This window comes from Priestia abyssalis (assembly GCF_002019595.1).
Lineage (GTDB): Bacteria > Bacillota > Bacilli > Bacillales > Bacillaceae_H > Bacillus_BA > Bacillus_BA abyssalis.
The window spans coordinates 225,593-244,503 of the sequence record NZ_KV917369.1 but is presented as its reverse complement, the minus strand read 5'-3'; the positions used below and the strand labels follow the sequence as shown (position 1 = coordinate 244,503).

Genomic DNA, 18,911 nt, shown 5'->3' with positions numbered 1-18,911 from the left:
CCCGGTAAGGTCAACGCCCCATTAGTAAGGGATAAATGCCCCGCTGATGGAAGTTTCCTCTATTTTATTTCACCGTTTTTTGTTTTTCTCATACGATACATTATAAACATTCGCCCAATAAAAAACGAGGACTATGATTAAGATGATCATAAACAACGGAAACAAACTTACTCTCAGCCCCGTCATTGCCCTATTAACAGAAATCTATCCAGAACATGAAAGCTCTCTGTTCGGTTCGATTACGGCCTTTTGTGAAGAAATAGCGCAATACTGTCAGCGCCACGGCTTTTTCTTTTACGTTTGTTCTTTAAAAAGTTTGTTAGCTCCTGACATCCAAGGCTATATAAAGGTTCATGACCATTGGTCTCTGGCAGATGTTCCATATCCCGATGTCGTCCATAATCGGCTTCACTCACGTAAAGTTGAAAAATCTCCACTCTTTCAACAAGCCGTCGAAATGATGAAAAGCAGGGGTACACCTTATTTTAATGCTCACTTTTTAGACAAATGGTCGGTGTTTACATTGTTGTCCAACTTCGATCATTTACAGCCCTACCTGCCTGAAACGTATCAGCTACGCAAAAAGGAGGATCTCATTGATGCTCTGTCAGCTCATTCCGGCGTTTTTCTAAAACCCGTTCATGGGAGCCAGGGAAAACACATTTTTCGTATTCAACAAGATGAGCGCTTGTACCGGGTTGATTATACGACCTTTTCTCAGCCTTTTGAAAAGGAATATCCGACTTTCCAAAGCTTATTTGAAGCGTTATATACACAATTACAAAAACAGGGATTTTTAATCCAAAAAGCTCTTCCCTTGCAAACGTATAAAGGATGTCCTTTTGATTTCCGCATTCTTTGCCATCGAGTGAAAGAAACAAACTGGAAAGTGACATCTGCCGTTGCACGTGTTTCCCAACAAGGCAACTTTGTATCAAACTTGGCTAGAGGCGGGGAAATCGCTCATGTGTACGGGTTGCTTCAGGAAATTTATGCCCCCCTTACTTCCCGGCAAATCACCAAACTGCTTAAAGAGCTGGCCCTGGATATTTGCCACTGCATTACCGTTTCGACAGACGGACTATTCGCTGAACTTGGAATTGATTTAGCCATTGACACGGACGGACATCCGTGGATCATCGAAGTCAATACAAAGCCGTCCAAACAGCATGATTCCATTACAGATAAAAAGATTCGCCCTTCTGCAAAGGCGATTGTTCATTATTGCGCCCATCTATCCGGGCATTCGACTGAGGAGGTATAGATGATGATTTCTTTTGGCTTTTTAACCATTCACTCCCATCAAGAACATCCATATGTGACTGAGATTGCCAAGCGCGCTCACGAGTACGGCATTACGTGTTATCGTTTTACCCCTTTTTGTATTCATCCAAAAGACGAATTAGTTCACGGAGAAAAATTCGATGCAACCGCAAATGAATGGAAGGAAGAAAAATTCCCGCTCCCTTCCTTCATTTACGATCGCTGTTATTATAAACATGACTCTATTTCCAAACGCGCCAAACCCATCGTTCAATGGCTGAAAAAGTCTCCCCTTACTACTTTTTTAGGTCATGGGTTGCCAAGCAAATCAGAAGTTTACGAGACATTAAGTGAACATCCTGTACTATCTCCCTATATACCAAAAACAGAAAAAGCCGAATCTTCCCTGCATATCTTACAAACTCTCTTAAGAGAAAAAACAATTTTATTAAAACCAGATAATGGCTCCCAGGGAAGAGGCATCATAGTTCTCTCCTTTTATAATAGCCGTGTAAAAGTCCAGTCTCAGACGGGGCAAGATTTATCGGAATTAAGCTTTCAAGATGAAGATTCGTTTCACAAATGGATGACCCGAAGACTGGAACGAGGTTCTCTTTTAATCCAACCGCTCTTAAACATCCACAACTACGAGGGTAAACCATTTGACATTCGCGTTTTATTGCAAAAAGGGGCACAAGGCAACTGGATAGAAGCTGGGAGAGGCATTCGTCAAGCTCAAAGTGGACAGATTTTAACCAACGTCAGCCATGGAGCGGACATCACCTCTTTTGATGAAGGATTACGCGGCTTTTCACCATCACAAAAACGATTTATACATGATGAACTCAACAGTATTATACCTCTTATTCCAATCGCCCTCGAGAAGGCTTTCTCACCTCTTTTTGAACTGGGAATCGACATTTGCATTGATCGCCGCGGAGCCATCTGGGTGCTGGATATGAATTCAAAACCGGGACGAAAAATTGTATTGTCTACTTCTCCCGAAGAAGAAGAGAGACTGTATCGTCGCCCCCTTGCATATTGTCGTTATTTATCAGAAACGAAACTGATGGTTTAAAAAGGGAGGGATTTTAATGATCAAGTTATCGCTAATTGATGACAAACAGCCTGTATTATATCTCCCTGTTCGTTATAAGCAAGATGGTCTGCAATTCCTATCATTCGGAGCCTGCACACTTTCCTGTACTATTAAATTTCTCCCTCATCTTGAGGACGAAGCGATGATTTCTACTTTCCTTTTTCGTGAATTAAATATTCCATTTTGCCAGACCATTCACCTTTTCTTTCAAGAAGATACCATCCATATTGGGCCATTGGTTGGCATTTTTTCGGCAGGATTCACCGGTTCAAAGCTGCGTCCAATCGGACAGCGTTCTATCTTTTTTTCTAAGTTGCTGGCAGCGGCAAAATCAACAGGCGGATATGCCTTCTTATTCGGGGCCCATCATATCAACTGGGAACTTGGCACAATAAATGGCTATTTCTACACAGGAGACGGATGGATTCAGAAAGAAGTTCCGCTCCCTCATGTCGTTTATGACCGCTTGCCTAATCGCCGAACGGAAAATCATGACTTATTTATACAAGTGAAAACAAGACTGCAATCAGACTACTTAATCCCCTGGTATAATCCAGGCTTTTTTAACAAATGGGATATTTACCAACAGTTGCAGGCAAATGCAGCTACAAAACCCTTCTTGCCGGAAACCTATCAACACCCATCCATAGAGCTCATCCAACCCTTGCTTGAAAAACATCATGGTGTCTTTTTAAAACCGATAAACGGAAGTCTCGGCAATGGAATCTTCGAAATCGTCCGCTCTCTTTCCTCCGAGAGCTACTACTGCCGTTACCATGATGGAGAAAAAAATGTTCTGATCCAGTTCAACCAGCTGCCGGTTTTGCTTTCTCATATCTTTCAACAGAAAGAGCGAGAGGATTATATCGTTCAACGAAGGATTTCTTTGATTCGCTTTCAAGATCGTCCTCTGGACTTTCGGATTCATACGAATAAAAATGGCCAGAACGATTGGCAGGTAACGGCAATGGCAGCTAAAATAGCAGGAAAAGGAAGTGTCACAACCCACCTGGCTAATGGAGGCTTGATTAAAACCATCGAAGAAATTTTCCCTTCACCTGAGCGTTGTCATGAAATGAAGAAACAGTTGGAACACGCTGCTCTCCTAATTAGTGGAATCATTGAACAATCCATGGACGGATTTATTGGAGAGTTCGGGTTCGATTTTGGTGTGGATGAGCACGGTAAGGTATGGCTGTTTGAAGCTAACTCTAAACCGGGGCGCTCCATCTTTACTCATCCGAAACTATTTGAACAAGATAAAATGACGAGGCAACTCTCCTTAGCCTACGGTATTTATTTAGCGGAAAAAAGCATTCTTGACCCTGAGGGGCTTTACACATGATGACGATTCATTTTGACTGTGAGAGTGACAAATGGTACCACCAAGATCCCCATCATTCATGGTCATGGGGACACAACCGGATGGAGATGCCTTTCCAGCTGATCGACACTGACTCTATCCTTTTCTCCATGCGTACTTATAATGGAAAAACAGGTCCTCTTATCGGACTGCTGACAAGTACAATGATGAAAGCTCAATTAAATGAACAACCTTCCAGCCATATTATAGACCTGCATTATATCATTCAAAAACAAGGGGGACTCCTTCTTATTTTCTCTCCTGAAGATATGTATACAACATATATGAGCGGGAAGGTTTATCACCAGAGCGAGAAAAAATGGATAGATGTTGTCACCCCATTGCCTGATGTTGTATACAATCGGTTCCCTGGCCGTAAACGCGAGAAAGAAGGAATATGCCAACAAGTGGTTCGCCGCTGTCAAAAAGAAAAGATTCCCTTTTTCAATCCCCACTTTTTCTCTAAATGGGATCTTCATCAGCTGTTTTCGGAGCAACCTTTCTTGAAAGAACATCTGCCTGAAACGCTTCAATATAAAAGCAGCCTTACTATTAGTGAAATGCTGGACCGCCATCCGGCCATTTATATAAAACCTGCGGAAGGAAGCAAAGGAAAAGGAATTTATCGTGCAGCCAAAACGCCTGAAGGAAAACTTCTAGTGGAAACAATAAAAAAGTCTATGGTGTATATTCATCTCAATGATTTTATTCGTATTTCCTCATTCAACGAAAACTGGCTTGTTCAACAAGCCATTCAACCCGACCATATCAGCGGTAAACGGTATGACTTAAGAATTATTGCCACCCGTTCAAAGAAAAAACATCAAGTAAGCGGAATCGGTATTCGCCAATCTCTTACACAAGACGTCACAACACACGTTCCAAACGGGGGACAAATCATTCCCTTATCACAGGTGAGCGAAAGACTGGATTTCCCCCTTATCGAAAACATTACAGCCGCCTGCGGAGATGCGCTGGAAAAACAATATGGCCTCATTGGGGAATTTTCGATTGATATGACCAAATCAATCGAAGGACGGTACTACCTTCTTGAAGTTAATGCAAAACCGATGATTTTCGATGAGCCTGATATTCAACAAGAAAGACTACGTAATTTAGCCTCACTTTTCTATCACATCTCTCATTTTTCTCATTCCTCTATCACAACGGAACAACCCATGATAAACTAGTAAAAACAGAAAATTCAATCATAAGGAATGAGGAATATTACATGCTCTCACATTTTCAATATCGTCCTTTATATGAACACAACAATTTACCAGGATGGTCACTCTCTTTTTATTTCAAAGGCCAGCTTTACCAGGCCGTCTATCATCATGACGGACACATTGAATGGGTGGAGCTTTCTCCCCCTGATTCAAGTATTCATGACATCTCTTCACAAATCCACGAACTCATGTTGTTCCATGTTTATGAATGAAAAATGGCTTCAAAAAAACTGAGCACCTTTATATGAACATATAAAAAATTTTATAGGGGCTGTCCCTTAAGATACGATACAAGAATTATTTTTCACTGAAGGGCCCTTTCACTGAATGTGTAATTTTACTGGATTTCCGCCATGGGCCTTTTCAGGGGGATGACTCAAACTTTTTGAGTCATCCCCCTCATAAATGATTTAAGATGGGACTTTCTTTTCCCATCTTAAATCATTTATGTGTGGTAGAATAGTCATTAACATTTTTTTGGAGTGGAGAGATTTCGAGATGATTGATCGTTTAAAAGCATATTATGGAGAGCATGCCGTTCTTTCACCTATTCCCCGCAGCGGACAAAATATGGCATGGTTTCAAATAGAAGACAGCAGCTACATTGGAATTAATAAAAGCGTTCTTTCTACTAAAGATTCAGAACTTCTATCCATTTTTCTAACACCTTATGACTCTGAAGAAATCCATCTTCCGCCTGAAAAAGTCTATTGGTATAACTTGCTTTTTCAACATCCTGACGAAGTATTGCATGAAGAACAAAACTGTTGCATCCAGTTCATTCATTTTTCAATTGCTCGTCCAATACAGGACAAACAAGAATTCGAGGAAACATTAAAAGGTCTTTATCATTCAAATGTCGTCATCCTTTGGGAAAACAATCAAAATGGAGTTGTTATCGAAAAGTTCAAACAGATGATTTTTCCAGATTACAATCTAGATGCTGTCATCGATGTTCTCATCAGCGATTTTGGAGCTAACATGCAGTTTTTTGAAGGACAAGTTCACCGCTTGCCTATGAAGCCAGGACAACAATTTCATTTAGAAAAGCAATGGTTCAAACGATGTAAGCCCGCCCTTCATCAACAAAGAACGATTCGATTGACAAGCGTTTTCGCCCATTTGCTTCTTTCCTACATACCAGACTCTTTAAAAGAAGAGCTGCAACATGCCCTTCATGAAGTGACCGAAGACAAAGAGCTGCTTAAGACGATCAGGACATATTTAGAATGTAATTTGAATGTTTCTCTCACTTCTAAGAAGCTTTATATGCATCGCAACAGCTTACAATACCGCATTGAAAAATTCATTGAAAAAACGGGAATTGACATCAAAAATTTTCAAGGGGCTGTCACTGCCTACCTCGCAATCTTAGCTAAAGAAGGATAATAAAAAGGAAAGGCTTTCGGCAACATGCATGAAAGCCTTTTCCCTTTTTTGTGCACTTCGTCCATTTACCCAATTAGCAAAACACTTTAAACTTTAGTCAATAAGAAAAGCGCAAGGCGCCCGTAATCACCAACAAGCATAAGACGAGCACTGGCAGAAGGCGCTTTTTGCCTTCAGAAGTGATTGGCTAGACCCAAGAGCCGATGGTGCCTGGAGCTAGACACCATCACTAATTAAAAAAATTTATACTTTCTTATCTTTTAAAGAAACCGTTTTCATTAAAAAGGAGGCAACATAAATGGCAGAGTTACGTTTAGAACACATTTATAAAATTTACGATAAAAATGTTACGGCAGTTACAGACTTTAACCTTCATATTCAAGATAAAGAGTTCATTGTATTCGTAGGCCCATCTGGGTGCGGTAAGTCAACAACCCTTCGTATGGTTGCAGGTCTCGAAGACATCTCCAAAGGGGATTTCTATATTGACGGCAAACGCGTAAACGATGTACCTCCTAAAGATCGTGATATCGCGATGGTATTTCAAAACTACGCCCTCTATCCACATATGACTGTATATGACAATATGGCATTTGGATTGAAACTGCGCAAATTTCCAAAAGATGAAATTGATCGACGTGTAAAAGATGCTGCCCGCATCCTTGGCCTTGAACAATATTTAGAACGCAAACCAAAGGCGCTTTCAGGCGGTCAGCGCCAGCGTGTGGCATTAGGGCGCGCCATCGTTCGCGACGCAAAAGTATTCTTGATGGATGAACCGTTATCAAACTTAGATGCTAAGCTTCGTGTACAAATGCGCTCTGAAATCGCTAAACTGCACCAGCGTCTGCAAACTACAACTATTTATGTAACACATGACCAAACAGAAGCAATGACAATGGCTACTCGCCTTGTTGTTATGAAAGATGGAATTATCCAACAAGTCGGCTCGCCAAAAGATGTATATGAAAAACCGGAAAACGTATTCGTCGGCGGTTTCATCGGTTCTCCTGCGATGAACTTCTTTAAAGGAACGCTGAAAGACGGCTCCTTCCAGATGGGCGAAGTAAGTGTTGCGGTACCTGAAGGAAAAATGAAAATATTACGTGATCAAGGTTATGTAAATAAAGAACTAATTCTTGGAGTTCGTCCAGAAGACTTCCACGATGAGCCGGTCTTCATTGAAGCATCACAAGGCACAAAAGTAACCATTAAAGTAGATGTAGCAGAATTAATGGGTGCTGAAACAATGCTCTACTCCCAAATTAATGGACAAGACTTTGTGGCACGTGTCGATGCTCGTACAGAAGTCAAACCAAATCAGCAAATGGACTTAGCGTTAGATATGAATAAAGCGCATTTCTTTGATGGTGAAACAGAACGACGCGTTAGAGCTGAAAAAGAGTAAACAAAAAAGGAACCTGCCTAGGGTTCCTTTTTGTTTACTCTTCAATAAGCTTGACCTCTTCATGATGGCACATCGGACAATAAAATAGATGGGCACATTCATGCCCGCTTAACGTGGTAGGAATCCCATCGATTTGCTTAAGCTGATCGATTTCCATATAAGCGCTGTAATCATCGAAGTAGTCCATAATCCGGCCCACTTCCTCTATATGGTGACCACATTTTGAACATTGGTAATGAAACTGCTGAAAGCCATTACATAAAGGACACATATGACTCATGTACTCACCCCGTTTTAAACATTGGGTATTTTACATGAATAATATATGTCAAATGTTGAAATTATAAACAGCGGATATTATTTAAATATTAGTATTATTTACCAAATAAATCAGTGCATATCTTTGTTTCTCCCGTTCCATAATACTATTAACACAACGGGGAACCCACAGGGCGCACCACTCTCCCCACACTGGGTTAAGCCAAGGAAGGCAGCGGATTCAACGTTTCCGTCACGCTGGTTCAAGTCCAGCTAACCCAACCATATTAACCAAAACTAAACGAGGAGATGAATCAATTATGCAACAAAATCAAACATCATCAAGAAGCAATTCGTCAAATCAACTTTTAGTTCCTGGTGTACAACAAGCTTTAGATCAAATGAAATACGAAATCGCATCTGAATTCGGTGTACAATTAGGTGCAGACACAACTGCTCGTGCTAACGGTTCTGTTGGTGGAGAAATCACTAAACGTTTAGTACAAATGGCTGAGCAACAACTTGGCGGCAGCTACAAATAAGATAAACTACAACTTCATAAAAATGGCGATAACGCCTCGGGTCTTTGGCCCGAGGCGTTTCATTTAATCATGGAACACTTCGTTTTGCTGAATCTCCCGGTCATTAGAACATATAAAGGGAAACTCTAAATAAAGCGTGGAGAAAGTCCTTATGTTTTGCAGGATTTTCTTCACGCTTACGTTTTGAAGCACATGGACGTGTAAATGGAGCTGTGGAGATTGACATGGCGACCTTAGTCGGCCTTCTCTGACCAAGGCGCTTACGCTTTTCGTTATTGTCCAGCTCCAGCGCCTAGCTCGCTGTGGAAATGATGATTGCCCTCATAAGGCAAAAAGCGCCTTATGGGTCAATCCCTATTTCCTTCACGAGCTGACCAAGGCGCTTACGCTTTTCGTTATTGTCTAGTTCCACAAGCTATGCTCTACGGTAACTTCACCACCTCCCACAAAGTCAAAAAGCGACTTCTCGTCGGAGGTTCCAGTTCCCTATGAGCATGAACGAGCTTGTTGCACTTTTCTTTATTGAATCATATTGAGGAATTTCCGGGTGCGCTCTTCTTTCGGCTGGTTAAAGATATCTTCCGGCTTGCCCCGTTCAACGATAACGCCTTGGTCCATAAAGATGACCTCGTCTGCCACTTCCTTGGCAAATCTCATTTCATGTGTGACAACGACCATTGTCATCCCTTCTTGTGCCAAGTCTTTCATTGCTTTTAAAACTTCACCGACAAGCTCGGGATCGAGCGCTGATGTCGGCTCATCAAACAACATCACTTTCGGTTCCATCGCCATCGCTCTGGCAATCCCTACGCGTTGTTGCTGCCCGCCTGAAAGCTGGAACGGGTAGTAGTCTTTCTTATCTCCCAACCCTACTTTCTCCAATAAGGTCTCCGCTTTTTGACGGGCTGTTTCCTTTTGAATACCTTTAACAATGACAGGACCTTCCATCACATTCTGCAGTGCTGTCATATGAGGAAACAAATTATAGTTTTGAAATACCATGCCTGTTAAGCGCCGAAAAGCTGCCACTTCTTTCTTCGTTACTTTTCCATTAAAATTCAATTCTTTCTGATCAATCTCTACCGTTCCGCTCGTTGGTGTTTCCAGTACGTTCAAACAGCGTAGAAAGGTGGTCTTTCCTGAACCGGAAGGGCCGATCAGTACAACAACCTTTCCCTTTTCTATCTCTAAATCCATACCTTTCAATACATGGAGGCTTCCAAATGATTTATGAAGGTCTTTTATTTTAATCATTTTCTTAAAACTCCTTCTCTGCCAAACCTCTTATTTAGATACATAACGGTCTAAACGCGCTTCAATTCGCCCTTGAACGACCGAAAGCAGAAAACAAATAATCCAATACAATAATGCCGCTTCACTATACAGCAGCAAAAACTCATAGTTAGTAGCCGCAATTTCCTGCGCTCTTCGGAACATTTCTGTAACAAGAATAAGCGAAGCGAGTGATGTATCTTTTACAAGGCTGATAAAAGAATTGGACAAAGGCGGAATGGATACGCGTGCTGCTTGCGGCAGAACCACTCTTTGTAATGCTTTACGATAAGACATCCCAATCGAATAGGCGGCCTCCCACTGTCCTTTCGGAATCGATAAAATCGCAGCTCGAATAATTTCTGAGGCATAGGCACCCATACTAAGGGAAAATCCAATGACAGCCGATGGAAACGGGTCAATTGTAAGCCCCAAATTAGGCAATCCGTAGAAAATAATAAATAATTGCACAAGTAATGGTGTGCCTCGAATAATCGAGACATACATACGCGCAATTATGTTCAATACTTTAATATGGGATAAACGGGCAAGTGCCGTTAAAACAGCAAGGATAAGTCCTAAAACAAATGAAATAAGCGTTAATGGAATCGTATATTTAAGAGCTCCCTCTATCATTGGATAAAGGGAACTCTTTGCAATCATTATGAGACGTTCTAAACGTTCTGGATCCTGAAAAATATTATTTAGGAGATACATCTTCACCGAACCACTTTTCAGAGATTTTCGTATATGTGCCGTCTTCTTTCATTTCTGTTAACGCCTTGTTTACTTCTTCCACTAATTTGCCGCTGTCTTTTCTAAACATCAATCCGCTTGCCGCTGCATCTTCTGCCTCATCCACAATTTTCATGGCTGCATCTGGCTTTTGTTTTTTGTAATCAAGCACAGACAGCTTATCATTGATCGTTCCATCCACTCGTTTTGAAGCGATTAGCTCCATCGCCTGGTTGAATCCTTCAACCCCTACAAGCTCAGCTCCGTAAGACTTCGCCAGCTCACCATAGTTGCTCGTTAAAGATTGAGCCGCTTTTTTACCTTTTAAATCTTCAAACTTGGTAATTTCATTATTATCTTTACCTACTACTAACACCGCTGCAGAAGCGATATATGGATTAGAGAAGTCATACTTTTCTTCACGCTCTGGTTTAATCCCTACTTGGTTCGCAATCATATCAAAACGTTTTGCGTCTAACCCCGCAAACATACCGTCCCATTGCGTCTCCATAAATTTCGGCTCCACTCCAAGGCGTTTTGCCACCTCTTCTGCAATTTCCACGTCAAACCCTGTTAATTTACCTGACTCATCATGGAATGTGAACGGAGGGTACGTGCCTTCTGTTCCAACTTTTAAAACGCCTTCTTCTTTAATTTTGGCGTATAAATCTTCTGTAGCTGCGCCATTCTTCTCTTCGTTTTTGGCTTCTTCGCCTCCATTTGTATTACAAGCTGTTAATACAAAGGCAAATGCCAATAAAGTTGCCATAAGTGCAAATATTTTTTTCATTTTTAAACCCCCAGTATTCTTATAGGAATTGAAAGCTATAGTGATGGTAACCGAGATATGAAAAAAAGTCAACTTAAAAATATCACTATGGTTATTTTAACCGTTCCTCACTAATTAATCCATTCCCCTGTTTCTCTCTATTTTATTTAGTCAATTTACAGCCATTCCTTCGAGGCTACTCAATAATAAACTATTGAATAAAGGATGAACCAATAAAAAAGCGTCAAGAAAATCCTTTAATTTGGATTTTCTATGACGCTTGGCTTTAAGGGAAATTCGCTCAAATGATATGCTTTTTATTTTCATCCACAATTGTTTTTAATTTTCTTGCTGACTGTTGTGGATCATCCTGCAATGAAATAGCCGAAATCAAAGCAATTCCATCTGCCCCCGCAGCTATTACTTCATGGGCATTTTGAGAGTCGATCCCCCCAATTCCAACAAGAGGAAGAGTAATCTCTGCAGAACGTATCATTTGAATAACAGCTGGACCGCTCACTTCACGAATATCTTCTTTTGTCGTCGTATAAAAAATCGGGCCAACCCCAAGGTAGTCTGCTCCCAATAGCTCCGCCTGCTTCGCTTCCTCTGCATTATGAACGGATACTCCTAAAATTTTATTGCCAATCTTTTGTCGGACTTGCTCAATTTGCTCATCTTCTTGCCCGATATGAACTCCATCCGCCCCGATTTCTACAGCTAAATCCACATCATCATTGATGATAAATGGTATACTATATTGTTTGCAAATACGTTGTAAAGTTTGGGCAAGCTCCTTTTTTTCGCTTCCCTTTAAACTCCCATTTCCTTTTTCACGAAACTGGAAAATGGTCGTTCCGCCTTTAATGGCTTCTTCTAAAATAGATTGGGGGGGCGCAGGACAATTCGTACTTCCCATTACAAAATATAGAGCCAATTGTTCTCTTAATGTCATCATATCATCACTTCCTGCTTTCGATAAGCCCAATGATTCGTAGGGCCGTGTCCGCTCCCGATATTCAATGTATGCTTAATAGCTGCATGAACAAATTCAGAAGCCGTTTCAACAGCCTGAACAACCGATGCCCCTTTTGCCAATTCGGCTGCAGTACAAGCCGAAAACGTGCAGCCTGTACCATGCGTATGCTTTGTGGCAATTCGTTCATGTACAAATTCGATAAACTTTTCTCCATCATACAGTAAATCAACCAGTTCATTCGTCTCAGAATGTCCCCCCTTAATGACGATATGGCGGGCACCTAAATCATACAGATAGCTTGCTGCCTTCTTTCGGTCTTCCATTGTTTGAAGCTTCATTCCCGTCAGTTCTTCCGCCTCCGGGATGTTAGGTGTAATGACTTCACATAAAGGAAGCAATTTTTTCTTCAGCATGTTTACCGCGCTCTGCTGTAAAAGAGAAGCTCCTCCCTTTGCAATCATTACCGGGTCTACTACTACATTTCTCAAATCATGTTTTTCTATTTTATCGGCAACAAGCTCAATGATTTCTGCACTGAACAACATTCCCGTTTTAATGGCAAAAGGCCGCAAATCTGTTACAACCGAATCAATTTGGGATGCAATCGCATCCAACGGAAGAGGATATACACCTTGTACACCTGTCGTATTTTGTGCCGTGATGGCTGTAATGGCTGACATGCCAAACACAGTGCGTTCTTGAAATGTTTTTAAATCCGCCTGGATACCCGCTCCGCCGCCGCTGTCTGAACCTGCGATTGTCAAGGCTTTTGCAATGGTCATGTTTATCCCTCTTTCTTTTAGCCTAAATAACGATGGTATAGCGTTTTGGCTAATATGATGTCGTTTGTTCCATGTACAAATACACGTCCGTCCTTAAATAAAACAAGACGATGCTCATCAATTGTAAAAGAAATAAGATATGGATTTTTCTCCACCTGTCCATGCTGTTTTTCCAAAAGCTGAGCGGTTTCTTCCAAATTTCGCTTCTGTGCATGGGCAGGGCGAATTTGTACTGTATTGCGTCCGCATAAGACCGCTGTCTTCATTTGATTTTCATATTGTAAAAAGGGATAATTACGATTCCCTCCACAAGACGGGCAATCTTCCCTTTTCAGCTTCTCCACAGCAATCATCGTATGTTGGTTTTTCCATAAATCAAATGAAACAAGCTTCTTTCGCAAAGAAGCTTCATCTCCTACGAGTAATTTCATCGCTTCTGCCACTTGATAAGCAACAACCATTTGAACGGCAGGACCGATCACTCCTGTCGTATCACACGTTAATCCATTCATCGGGACCGTTTCCAACAAACATGATAAACATGGTGTCTTCCCCGGGAGAATAGTATAGCTGAGGCCATAGCTTCCCACACAAGCTCCGTATATCCATGGAATTCCATGCTTTTGGGCCAAGTCGTTGATCATAAAACGGATATCAAAATTATCCGTTGCATCCATGATGATATCTACATGTTTGATGAGCTCTTCTAATTCATTGACATTCGCATCCATGACATGTGCTTCAATCGATATTCCAGAATTAATCACTTGAAGACGCTGTTTTGCTGCAACGGCTTTCGGAAGTCTGTCTTCCGCATCCTTTTCGCTGTACAATTGCTGGCGCTGCAAATTGCTCCATTCTACATAATCACGGTCTAAAATGGTCAGCTTGCCGACTCCAGCCCGGGCAAGGGACTCCGCAATCCCCGTTCCCAGCGCACCTGCCCCTACAATTAGTACATGTTTAGAGCCTATGTTTTTCTGACCCATTTCTCCAATTGGTGCAAACAGCTGCTGGCGTGAATAGCGTTCAATCAAACGAGACTCATCCCTTCTGTCGGACTGCTTGCTGTTGCATAGCGTTTTTTCGGAATTCTTCCAGATTCATATGCAAGACGGCCTGCCACGATGGCCAGTTTCATCGCTTTTGCCATTCCCACAGGGTCCTTTGCTCCTGAAACAGCGGTATTCAATAAGACTCCATCCGCCCCTAACTCCATTGCCTGTGCAGCATCCGAAGCCGTTCCAATTCCCGCATCTACGATAACAGGAACACTTGCCTGTTCAATGATAAAGCTGAGGTTTAGAGGATTAATGATTCCTTGACCGCTGCCAATCGGTGAAGCTCCAGGCATAATCGCATGAACCCCTAATTCTTGCAATCGACGTGCAAGAAGGACATCGTCTGAAGTGTAAGGCAATACAATAAATCCTTCTTTTAATAACTCTTCGCTTGCTTTCAACGTTTCGACAGGGTCAGGAAGCAATGTTTTATCACAGCCGATGACCTCTACTTTTATCATGTCACAAAGTCCGGACGCCTTTGCAAGTTTTGCGATACGGACTGCTTCTTGTGCCGTTTTGGCCCCTGCTGTATTCGGAAGAAGCGTAAATCTATGAACCTCTAACTCTTCCAATAAATTGGGCTGTGTTGCTTCAAAAATATTCATTCTTCTAACCGCAAACGTCAAAATGTTTGTCTCTGATGCTTCGACTGCTTGTTTTTGGACATTGTAATCCGGAAATTTGCCTGTTCCTAACAATAAACGAGATTGAAATTCATATGGACCAATTTTCAACATATTCAACCGCCTCCTACAAATGATACAAGCTCTATACGATCTCCGTCTTTTAACGTTGTACCTGCATGTTCTTCTTTTTGTAAAATCATTTCATTCAGCTCAACAATGACCACCCGCTGCTGAAGCTGGTGCCACTCGAGCAATTGCTGAACAGTTTCAATTTTTTCATCTGTTTGAATGGCTTCCCCATTAATGATAAGTTTCATTCGGACCCTCCTTTATGTAATCACTTTGTGTCGATGCGCTCCAAAGGCATCCAAAAAATAAGAAGATACTGGTTTTTCTTGAATGAACTCAGCCATGAAGGTTCCTGTTGCGGCACTTAATAAAATACCGTTCCGGTAATGGCCAAATGCCATATAAAGACCTTCATATCCCTCATGCTTTCCTAAATACGGCCACCCATCATCCGTTTGGGGCCTCAGTCCCGCCCAATGGCGCTCAAACACCGCTTCTCCTATACGCGGGACAATCTCTTTTGCCTTTTTTAACAAATAGGCAATTCCATCGAGTGACACATCTTTATTGAATGAGTGAGGAATTTTAGTCGCGCCAATAATAATACGCCCCCCAGCCTTCGGTACGAGATAAAACCCTTCATCTAAAAAAATCGTACTTGCAAGCAGGCGCTCTTTTGTTAAAACGGATGCACATTCACCTTTTACCGGATATACGTCTCCATCCGGGAGAAACGGTTCTAATAGCTGCTTCGCCCATGCTCCCGTTGTGACAACGACCTTATCTGCGTAGATTACCTGGTTGTTTGTTACGACTCCTTTTACTCGCTGGTTCACCTGCACTATGGATTGAACATCGCAATATTCTCTGATGACCGCCCCGTGATAGGAAGCCCCCAGCATGAAAGCCTCTGTTAACTTTACCGGATTCACCTGGCCGTCATTTGGAATATACATGGCTCCTGATAAAAGCGGTGAAAGCTCTTTTTCTTGCTTCATCGCTTCTTCTTGTGTTAGCCAAGTGACATCTGCATCCCATTTTTGATGATGCTTCACTTTTTCTTTCAGGATCTTTGCTTCCGCTTCTGAGCGGGCAGGCTTTAGTAAACCCTTTTGAATCAGCTCTGCGTCAATCCCTGTTTCTTCTTTTAGTTGTTTAACCAACTCGCCAAATTGCCCTCGGCTTTGCAAAGCAAGCTCGAGTAAAGGTCCTTCCTCGTCAATCTCCGCTTGAGCACCTAAAATACCAGCTGCCGCACTAGAAGCTTCGCTGCCAATTTTGTTTCTCTCTAAAATGACTGTTTTCACTCCGCTTTTTGCCAATTGGTAAGCAATGGAACACCCAATGATTCCGCCCCCGACAATCACGACATCATAGGATTCGTGCATCATTTCCCTCTCCCTTCTGCAAAAAATTTTGATATCGTTTCGCTTCTTCTGCCGGATTTTCCGCTAGAAAAATTCCAGACATCACCGCAATCCCATAAGCACTTGTCTGCTGGATTTCTGAAATACGCTCATAATCTATGCCTCCAATGGCAATAACGGGAATGGAAACAGATTTTGCTACCTCTTCCAAAGAAAAAACCCCTCTTGGCAATTGTCCCTGTTTAGATTGCGAAGGATAAACATGGCCGTAAAAAACGTAATCGGCCCCTTGTTCCTCCGCCAATCGGGCCTCATCTATAGAATGAACAGACCTGCCAACGAGCAAAGAAGAACCATTTTGCTTCACTTGATCTGGAGAAAGGCTGTGATAAGCTAGATGAACCCCTCTCACCTTCATGGCATACGCCACATCCGCTCGATCATTAATGACGATTTGAGAAAGTGGAACTTGATAACGTTTCAGCTCTTCGATGATATATACTAGCTCGGCAGCTGTTTTGGCTTTTTCCCGTAAATGAATGACATCAACATAAGGGTGGATAGCTGAAATCGTGTGAACCAATTCTTCGGTTGACTGTCTTCCCGTTGATACAACATGAAAACGCGGTACTTTTTTCATTTTTCAAACCTTCCTTAATAAGGTGAAACAAAATAAAAAACCACTCTGCACGCAGAGTGGGTTGAATATAACAATTTCATGTAAATCGTTACGCCACCACTTCCCTACGCTGGTATAATCCAGATCAGGTTCAAAGGGTCCGGAAGCGTTTCCGTCTCAGTCCATATAGACTCCCCTAGTGAATTTTCGAATTATTTACTTTTTTACGTCCTTAGTATAACATACCTGCTTTGTTTGACAAGCCTTAAATACGTCAATATATTTATTCTACATAAACTGCTGTACCATAAGCCATAATTTCAGACGCATTTTGCATTACGTTTGATGTTTCCAAACGCAGGGCAATAACCGCATTTGCTCCCTTACGCTGCGCGTCTTCAACTAGGCGGCCGATTGCTTGCTGACGTGCCTCATCCATCATTTCCGTATATTCTTTTATTTCTCCTCCTACAATCGTTTTTAAGCCGGCCATGATATCTTTACCGATATGTTTGGACTGTACAGTGCTTCCTCGTACAAACCCCTTTAATTCTTTAATTTCCTTTCCTGGTACAAAATCAGTAGTCACGATAATCATGTTCATCGTCCTCCTTTTTTTCTTTTCTGCGTTCGATTACTAACACAATCAATAATAAGGCTAATCCTATTCCATATACGATAAAGAAAGTGACTGCTTTTTGTTTATCAATAAAAAGCAATACCATTCCCGTCACCTGTCCAACTATCGCTACGATAAAAAATATATATTTCAGTAACTGCACAATAGGCTATAGGCTCCTTTTCGGTTTCAAGTAATGAATCATTTATTGTACTTCTCCCAGCTATATCGTATATCCTTCCGCCAGTAGTATTTCTAACACCCCAACCTCCATAAAGGAAACTTTTATCAGTGGGGTTCTTACCGCCTGTTAATGCGGGATAAATAATGGACTGTAAATAAAACATATTCACGTTCCATTATTTTAATGAGAGAATTTGGATTAAACAAACGTTTGTTTAATAAGCAATTTCCTCTATCAATAAGAACTCCTTATTATTTGACCTTAGCTAACAAACTCCCCCTCACCTTAATTTTATAAGAAGCAGAGGCTTCTATCTCCATTCAAATGCAGTTCTCGCTATGATACTGCCTTTAGGCCAATTGCAGTAGAAAGAATCAATCCAATAAAGAAAATCCGGCGCCAATCTTTTGACTCCCCATACTGCAACATCCCTAAAATTGCACCTCCAGAAGCCCCTATCCCTGTCCATACAGCATAGGCCGTTCCCATCGGTAATGTTTCCATCGCCAATGACAGGAAAAGAAAACTTGCAGCAAACCCTGCCAAAAGCAGGAAAAGTGAAGATTGTTTCCCATCATGATGCCATTTATTAATCATTGTGACACCGGCCATTTCGAAAATACCAGCCAACACGACATACAGCCAAGCCATTATGATTTCTCTCCTTCCACCTCTTGTTCAGAATTCTGCGTCACCAGTTTCAATCCAATCACTCCAATAAGCATTAGTAGAATAAAAATTACTTTTATTAATTTAAACGGTTCTTCAAAAAATACAACTTCAGCAAATACGGTTCCGGCAGTCCCCATTCCCACGAACACGGCATATACAGTCCCGACCGGCAAAGTTCTTCCTGCCATAATCATCATATAAAAACTGATCGCGATACAAACCGCTGTTCCTGCCCATTCCCAAACGCTATCAGAATGCTTTAATCCTATCACCCAAAATACTTCGAAAAAGGCAGCTATAAAAACCTTTATCCAGTTTGAATTCATACTTATTCTCCTTCCCTTGCTGTTTTTTAGTATGAAACAAAAAGCCCGGGAGATATCATCTAAAAGATACCTCCCGGGCTTTTATCCCTCCGTGTAACACAACAAAGCTGTGCGTTTTCTCTCGGACCAGGCCAGTCAGACACTGCGGAACCCTAGAAAACTTTTACCATATGTTCTTGTCACTACATTTTTAATACAAAAAACACCCTTTGTCAATCCTTTTCATATTGATTACCCAAGTGACAGATTCACCTTCGATTTACCATACACAAGATTG

General features: G+C 41.6%; 23 protein-coding genes and 2 riboswitches. Of the genes, 8 read left to right on the top strand and 15 right to left on the bottom strand.

Going from position 1 to position 18,911, the window contains the following annotated elements; translation table 11 throughout:
* The first annotated feature begins 142 nt into the window (after positions 1–142).
* From BK575_RS01265 to BK575_RS01235, 7 genes are all read left to right on the top strand, one after another.
* Entirely contained in the window at positions 143–1,264 is a 1,122-nt protein-coding gene (locus BK575_RS01265; protein ID WP_169907480.1) for a YheC/YheD family endospore coat-associated protein, read from the top strand.
* Positions 1,265–2,341, top strand: a complete 1,077-nt coding sequence (locus tag BK575_RS01260) for a YheC/YheD family endospore coat-associated protein (protein ID WP_078408547.1) — start codon at positions 1,265–1,267, stop codon at positions 2,339–2,341.
* 16 nt (positions 2,342–2,357) lie between these two features.
* Positions 2,358–3,707, top strand: coding sequence for a YheC/YheD family endospore coat-associated protein (locus BK575_RS01255; protein ID WP_078408546.1), 1,350 nt, complete (start codon positions 2,358–2,360; stop codon positions 3,705–3,707).
* On the top strand, positions 3,704–4,915 hold the full coding sequence (locus BK575_RS01250) for a YheC/YheD family endospore coat-associated protein (RefSeq protein ID WP_078408545.1): 1,212 nt from the start codon (positions 3,704–3,706) through the stop codon (positions 4,913–4,915). Before BK575_RS01255 ends, BK575_RS01250 begins: the two co-directional genes overlap by 4 nt.
* A 41-nt stretch (positions 4,916–4,956) precedes the next feature.
* Complete coding sequence (locus BK575_RS01245; RefSeq protein WP_078408544.1) at positions 4,957–5,166, top strand: DUF5342 family protein; 210 nt, start codon at positions 4,957–4,959, stop codon at positions 5,164–5,166.
* 286 nt (positions 5,167–5,452) lie between these two features.
* Positions 5,453–6,343, top strand: coding sequence for a PucR family transcriptional regulator (locus tag BK575_RS01240; protein WP_169907478.1), 891 nt, complete (start codon positions 5,453–5,455; stop codon positions 6,341–6,343).
* A gap of 298 nt (positions 6,344–6,641) precedes the next feature.
* Positions 6,642–7,751 carry an ABC transporter ATP-binding protein gene (locus BK575_RS01235; RefSeq protein ID WP_078408542.1) on the top strand — a complete coding sequence of 370 codons (1,110 nt, stop codon included), beginning with the start codon at positions 6,642–6,644 and terminating at the stop codon, positions 7,749–7,751.
* 34 nt (positions 7,752–7,785) lie between these two features.
* Here BK575_RS01235 and BK575_RS01230 read toward each other — a convergent pair whose 3' ends face one another.
* Positions 7,786–8,031: a hypothetical protein gene (locus BK575_RS01230; protein ID WP_078408541.1), complete on the bottom strand. Its 246-nt coding sequence runs from the start codon at positions 8,029–8,031 to the stop codon at positions 7,786–7,788.
* A gap of 298 nt (positions 8,032–8,329) precedes the next feature.
* Here BK575_RS01230 and BK575_RS01225 point away from each other — a divergent pair, with 298 nt between their 5' ends.
* Entirely contained in the window at positions 8,330–8,551 is a 222-nt protein-coding gene (locus BK575_RS01225; RefSeq protein WP_078408540.1) for an alpha/beta-type small acid-soluble spore protein, read from the top strand.
* Between the two features lie 519 nt (positions 8,552–9,070).
* Here BK575_RS01225 and BK575_RS01220 read toward each other — a convergent pair.
* The 14 genes from BK575_RS01220 to BK575_RS01155 all read right to left on the bottom strand — a co-directional run bounded on the left by BK575_RS01220 (position 9,071) and on the right by BK575_RS01155 (position 18,634).
* On the bottom strand, positions 9,071–9,805 hold the full coding sequence (locus BK575_RS01220; RefSeq protein WP_078408539.1) for an amino acid ABC transporter ATP-binding protein: 735 nt from the start codon (positions 9,803–9,805) through the stop codon (positions 9,071–9,073).
* 30 nt (positions 9,806–9,835) lie between these two features.
* Complete coding sequence (locus tag BK575_RS01215; RefSeq protein ID WP_078408538.1) at positions 9,836–10,540, bottom strand: amino acid ABC transporter permease; 705 nt, start codon at positions 10,538–10,540, stop codon at positions 9,836–9,838.
* Positions 10,524–11,348, bottom strand: a complete 825-nt coding sequence (locus tag BK575_RS01210) for an amino acid ABC transporter substrate-binding protein (protein ID WP_078408537.1) — start codon at positions 11,346–11,348, stop codon at positions 10,524–10,526. Before BK575_RS01210 ends, BK575_RS01215 begins: the two co-directional genes overlap by 17 nt.
* A gap of 280 nt (positions 11,349–11,628) precedes the next feature.
* Positions 11,629–12,285 carry a thiamine phosphate synthase gene (gene thiE, locus BK575_RS01205; RefSeq protein WP_078408536.1) on the bottom strand — a complete coding sequence of 219 codons (657 nt, stop codon included), beginning with the start codon at positions 12,283–12,285 and terminating at the stop codon, positions 11,629–11,631.
* Positions 12,282–13,088: a bifunctional hydroxymethylpyrimidine kinase/phosphomethylpyrimidine kinase gene (gene thiD, locus BK575_RS01200; RefSeq protein ID WP_078408535.1), complete on the bottom strand. Its 807-nt coding sequence runs from the start codon at positions 13,086–13,088 to the stop codon at positions 12,282–12,284. Before thiD ends, thiE begins: the two co-directional genes overlap by 4 nt.
* A 17-nt stretch (positions 13,089–13,105) precedes the next feature.
* Positions 13,106–14,125: a thiazole biosynthesis adenylyltransferase ThiF gene (locus BK575_RS01195; protein WP_078408534.1), complete on the bottom strand. Its 1,020-nt coding sequence runs from the start codon at positions 14,123–14,125 to the stop codon at positions 13,106–13,108.
* Entirely contained in the window at positions 14,122–14,889 is a 768-nt protein-coding gene (locus tag BK575_RS01190) for a thiazole synthase (protein WP_078408533.1), read from the bottom strand. The genes BK575_RS01195 and BK575_RS01190 overlap by 4 nt, the downstream gene beginning before the upstream one ends.
* A gap of 2 nt (positions 14,890–14,891) precedes the next feature.
* Positions 14,892–15,095 (bottom strand): sulfur carrier protein ThiS, encoded by a 204-nt coding sequence (gene thiS, locus BK575_RS01185; protein ID WP_078408532.1) that lies wholly within the window; start codon positions 15,093–15,095, stop codon positions 14,892–14,894.
* 12 nt (positions 15,096–15,107) lie between these two features.
* Positions 15,108–16,238: a glycine oxidase ThiO gene (gene thiO / locus BK575_RS01180; protein WP_139367952.1), complete on the bottom strand. Its 1,131-nt coding sequence runs from the start codon at positions 16,236–16,238 to the stop codon at positions 15,108–15,110.
* Positions 16,219–16,854 carry a thiazole tautomerase TenI gene (tenI, locus tag BK575_RS01175; protein WP_078408530.1) on the bottom strand — a complete coding sequence of 212 codons (636 nt, stop codon included), beginning with the start codon at positions 16,852–16,854 and terminating at the stop codon, positions 16,219–16,221. Before tenI ends, thiO begins: the two co-directional genes overlap by 20 nt.
* Positions 16,855–16,938: 84 nt before the next feature.
* A riboswitch (TPP riboswitch) is annotated at positions 16,939–17,041 on the bottom strand.
* Between the two features lie 75 nt (positions 17,042–17,116).
* Positions 17,117–17,431: a YbjQ family protein gene (locus BK575_RS01170; RefSeq protein ID WP_078408529.1), complete on the bottom strand. Its 315-nt coding sequence runs from the start codon at positions 17,429–17,431 to the stop codon at positions 17,117–17,119.
* Entirely contained in the window at positions 17,412–17,615 is a 204-nt protein-coding gene (locus BK575_RS27900) for a hypothetical protein (protein ID WP_235867284.1), read from the bottom strand. The genes BK575_RS01170 and BK575_RS27900 overlap by 20 nt, the downstream gene beginning before the upstream one ends.
* A 357-nt stretch (positions 17,616–17,972) precedes the next feature.
* Complete coding sequence (locus BK575_RS01160) at positions 17,973–18,287, bottom strand: DMT family transporter (RefSeq protein ID WP_078408527.1); 315 nt, start codon at positions 18,285–18,287, stop codon at positions 17,973–17,975.
* On the bottom strand, positions 18,287–18,634 hold the full coding sequence (locus BK575_RS01155; RefSeq protein ID WP_078408526.1) for a DMT family transporter: 348 nt from the start codon (positions 18,632–18,634) through the stop codon (positions 18,287–18,289). The genes BK575_RS01160 and BK575_RS01155 overlap by 1 nt, the downstream gene beginning before the upstream one ends.
* 68 nt (positions 18,635–18,702) lie before the next feature.
* A riboswitch (guanidine-I (ykkC/yxkD leader) is annotated at positions 18,703–18,801 on the bottom strand.
* Positions 18,802–18,911 lie beyond the last annotated feature (110 nt).